4 protein-coding genes are annotated in these 4,351 nt (G+C 43.0%); 1 reads left to right on the plus strand and 3 read right to left on the minus strand.

Annotated features, from left to right (window positions below; translation table 11 throughout):
• A partial coding sequence (locus ACTF6W_RS07060; RefSeq protein WP_438993837.1) for an NnrS family protein occupies positions 1-1,058 on the plus strand: 1,058 nt, incomplete at its 5' end.
• On the opposite strand, the gene murD is transcribed toward ACTF6W_RS07060, so the two are convergent.
• From murD to ACTF6W_RS07075, 3 genes are all read right to left on the minus strand, one after another.
• Entirely contained in the window at positions 1,048-2,322 is a 1,275-nt protein-coding gene (gene murD / locus ACTF6W_RS07065) for a UDP-N-acetylmuramoyl-L-alanine--D-glutamate ligase (RefSeq protein ID WP_438993838.1), read from the minus strand. The two genes, ACTF6W_RS07060 and murD, sit on opposite strands and share 11 nt — an antisense overlap.
• Positions 2,297-3,658 carry an endonuclease domain-containing protein gene (locus tag ACTF6W_RS07070; RefSeq protein WP_438993839.1) on the minus strand — a complete coding sequence of 454 codons (1,362 nt, stop codon included), beginning with the start codon at positions 3,656-3,658 and terminating at the stop codon, positions 2,297-2,299. Before ACTF6W_RS07070 ends, murD begins: the two co-directional genes overlap by 26 nt.
• 182 nt (positions 3,659-3,840) lie before the next feature.
• On the minus strand, positions 3,841-4,351 hold a 511-nt coding region (locus ACTF6W_RS07075), incomplete at its 5' end, for a DUF1499 domain-containing protein (protein ID WP_438993840.1).

Consider the following 4,351-nt stretch of genomic DNA (forward strand, 5'->3'; position numbering starts at 1 on the left):
TCACAGGAAGTATTGACATTCTCCCCAGTCATTTTTCACCATCCGCCTGGCATCAGCACGAAATGATATTCGGTGTATTTGCGCCCATCATCATCGGTTTTTTATTTACCGCCGTGCCAAATTGGACAGGGGTCGCTTCACCACGAGGACGGCCTTTACTCATTCTTGCAATTTTATGGTTTCTTGGTCGTGTGTGCGTCTTTTTTGGCGCGCTATTACCGCCATTTTTACCGATGGCGGTTGATTTTTTATTGTTGCCAGTGGCCATTACGGGAATTGCTCCTGCCATCTTTAAAACCGGTAACAAGCGTAATTATTTTCTCCCTATTATGCTGATGGTCTTTGCGCTTTTTAATTTATGTAGCCATCTTGCTGCGGTCGATTTTTTGGCAATTGATGAAAATAATTTCTTTATCGCGGCGCTTCTTTTTGTGGTGATGTTAATGAATGTGACTGGCGGTCGAGTTGCCCCAAATTTCTTAAAAAATAAATATCCCGATATAAAGCAAGTTACCCCTAAAATATTGCTCCCCTGCAGTATGGTATCAATCGTGGCGAGCATGGTTTTCATTTTATTTGAATTTGATCAAAGGTTGATTGGATTTTCTGCACTGGCGGCGGGCACATTTATTTTAATTCGTCTTCTCGGTTGGAGGGGGTGGATCGCTATTGCTGACCCGCTGATGATTATCTTGCACATTGGTATTCTTTGGATCGCATTGGGCTTCTTTCTAATGTCTTATGCATATCTTGTGGATAACGGGTTTATTGTATTATCCTACCACGCCTTTAGCGTTGGTGCCGCGGGTTCCTTAACACTCGGGGTGATGAGCCGGGCTATACTCGGTCATTCGGGGCGTCCGATTAATAATGATGCCCTAATAACCACATTCCTTATTTTAATTAACATTGCTGCAATTTCGCGGATTTTAACGCCATTGATGGTGGATTATTATTCGAATTTACTTTTTGTTTCTGCGCTCTGCTGGGTAATGGCGTATTTGCTGTTTTTAATACGCTTTATTCCTTTGGTCTTAAAGCCTCAGGTTACGCCGTAGCATAAGTCATAAATAAATTGCCGCGTTCTTCAAAATCTTTAAAGGCGTCATAACTTGGGGCGGCGGGTGATAATAGGATATAGCCGCCTTCTTCGGTGATTTCTTTTGCCTTGATCACGGCCGCTTCTAATGTTTCTGCGCGGTATTTATCATTTGATTTGATCATATCAAAAAGCCGGGGGCCCGCTTCATAAGCACATATTGATTTTGTTCCGGTACTTTCAATCGCCTTAGCCAGTTCGCTATAATTCTGTTCACGGTCCTCACCCCCCACAATAAGGGTAACATTTTTATCCTTTAAGGCATTTAAGGCGGCAATGGTCGCTTCCGGATCGGTGGATATACTGTCATTAACAAACATATGCCCTTTATGAGGGCCAAAAATCTGTAATCGATGCGGCAGTCCCGGGTATGATTTCGCCGCCTCTAAGCACTTTTCTAAATCAAGGTTCAACTGCTTGCAAATGGTCAGTGCCGCACTTAAATTTTCAAGATTATGATCACCAAGAAGCGGAAACCCATCTATGGTCCCGATCACGGTATAACCATCCATCATTGATGAATTTTTAAAATGGATGGCTTCTTCGTTATTAAAGCTTATTGATCGCTCTGCGATATCCTTGGTGGGCGGTTCATTGTGATTAACGATATTGATATACGCACCACGCCTCAGCAGATTACATTTATCTTGATAATATTGTGCGTGACTTTTGTGCCATTGAATATGCTCAGGATATAGGTTGAGAAGCATCGCAATATCAGGCACCCCTGTCATATCACATGTCTGATAGCTTGATAATTCAACTACATAATATTGCGCATCAAGCGGTAAAGATAATAATGGCGTGCCGATATTGCCGCCAAGCTCTGCATTTTTCCCAAGCTGCGTTAATATATGATGGGTGAGGGCGGATGTGGTGCTTTTGCCGTTGCTGCCGGTAATCGCGATGACCGTTCCCGCTTTTGGCAGTGAAAACCAAATGTTGGTCGCTGATGTGACAGTAACCCCCGCTTCAATCAATTTACTGACATGATTATGATAATAACTGATCCCCGGTGATTTAATCACGATATCTATTTCATCAAGATGCGCGAGCATCTCATTTTCCGAAATGAATGTTTCTTCTGTATCAACAGGATCACGGTTAATGATGATAAAATTTTGATCCGGAAAATGCTGCTTTAGGAAAGCAAGCGACGTTCGCCCCTCTCGTCCCATACCCCATATGGCAACCCGCTTATTTTCGAGCGCTGATAAATTCATTCAAATGCTCCAAGAAATGCGGGGGGATATTATGCTCATATTTAAAATTAAGCGCCGTTGCTCGTAATTCATCAATCGTCATGGGCTTAATATCTAGCCCTAAAGCGTCTAACTCCGGCGTTAATTTTTTAACCAGTTGATCAGTGGCACGGTCAGTGGTGGTGAGCGTTTTTAAAATATATTGGCATTCTTCAATTTCACCGACACATTCAAACGGCTTATGCCCCTTAAGGCCACAAAGCTCGCGAAACCCATCTTCTTGTGACATATCATTAAGCATATTTTTACCAAATATTTCGTTCAAACGATCTTTTGCAATAAAGGGACTAAGCGCCAAAAACACAAACCGGCATTTCGGACAATCACAACACCAACCATATTGACGCACACCTTCATCAATATGAAAATTACGGTTACAACTTTTAAAGACATCAAAATAATGGGGAAGGGTGGCAAATAACGCCGCAATACCCGTTTCATTAAGGGGCCGTAAAAGCGAGAAATAATGAAAATTCGAAAGCGTCGTTTTTCTGATGTATTTCTCAAAATCAAGCTCAAATTCTAATGATTTACTATATTGATGATTAACTTCAATTCCGGCGAATTCCATATTGCCTTCGCTCGCTGATCCTTCGTTTGACATCACAACACTATCATATCCATAAAGGATCGCACCACACGCCATGATGAATGATAAAATGCCCGTAATCGGCACATGTCCATTCATGGCCCCTTCATCATTTAAAGCGAATAATGCGGGGTCCAATGTGCGCCTAATATGAATGGCATTTTCTGCGGCATTTTCGCTGCCCGCCTTCATCGCATTTTTAATGGGTGGCCCTGCGTTTATCGCAATCATTTGATGCGGCATATTCGCATTAACTAAAACCTCAAGGCTCACCACACTGTCTTTACCGCCGCCAATGGGCACAACCGCTTTTTTAGGAAGGGTAATTTTGCTTGGTGTTAAATGATAATTTGATGTCACGGGAAAACGGATAATACCGCTTAAATCGATATCGTTTTCAACCGAAAATTCACCAAGCCCGTGACGATAAAATTTAAAAAAGAAATCCGCCTCTTCCTTGGTGAGCGCGTGATTGTCAACACGAATATTTTTCGGACAGTATGCTTTATAATAACTGATCCCCGCCGCCAAATGCAATTGCACAATCTCTTTTTCAAGGGCTTCTTTTTCTTGATCGTTTAAATCAGTACGACAATCTGGGAATTCAATTTTTTCAACGAACTCGGGACCATTTTCATAAGAGTAGCCAAGCAGGATCGTTTGACTGCTTTCATCATAAGTTGCTGATTTAAATATAAAAGTATCCATACGCCTTTTGTCGCCTAGTTTTACGGCAAAAACAAGACCTAAATGATCTAAACGAGGACCTTAAATTTTTTAAGGTCGGAGAACGCCGCTTCTGCGGCGCGCGAACTTTTTCGCGAGGGGGAGGTCGCGAGACCGGGGGCAGAGCCCCCACGAATTAAAAAATTAAAATTACACTAACTTTTTTACCCATTAAATCTGGTAATAAATTCCCTGATCCTTATGGCATTAACGCCAATGTCACCAACACCAACACGCGATACGCTGCGAATATCAATGCGGCTGCCTGTGCCATTTGGTGTCACAACCACGACGGTGTCATCGACAAATCGGAAAACGGGTGTGGTTGCCGTCCCTTCAAAACGGTGATTGGCGGGGTCTGCACCGATAATTTCCCATCCCATGCTTCTACCGACCGTTAAGGCGCGGGCGTATGCTTCGTTGGGGGATAAGGATGACATTATTGGTTTAATGTCTGGAAATGCCTCAAGCTGACGAGACGGGTACCAATCTTGTCGTTCCCCTTTACCAAAGTAATCGAGCGTGTTTCTAGACCCTGGTCTTGGATCCGTTAGCGCAATAAACTCGGGCGGGTTCACGGTATCTGTTGTAATATCATGGATCGGTGGATAACTGATGGTTTCCGTGACGGCTGATTTGATGGTCGGGTAAAGAATACCAAGTCCAATAACCAAA

The sequence above is a fragment of the Pseudemcibacter sp. genome (genome assembly GCF_965661635.1).
Classification (GTDB): domain Bacteria; phylum Pseudomonadota; class Alphaproteobacteria; order Sphingomonadales; family Emcibacteraceae; genus Pseudemcibacter.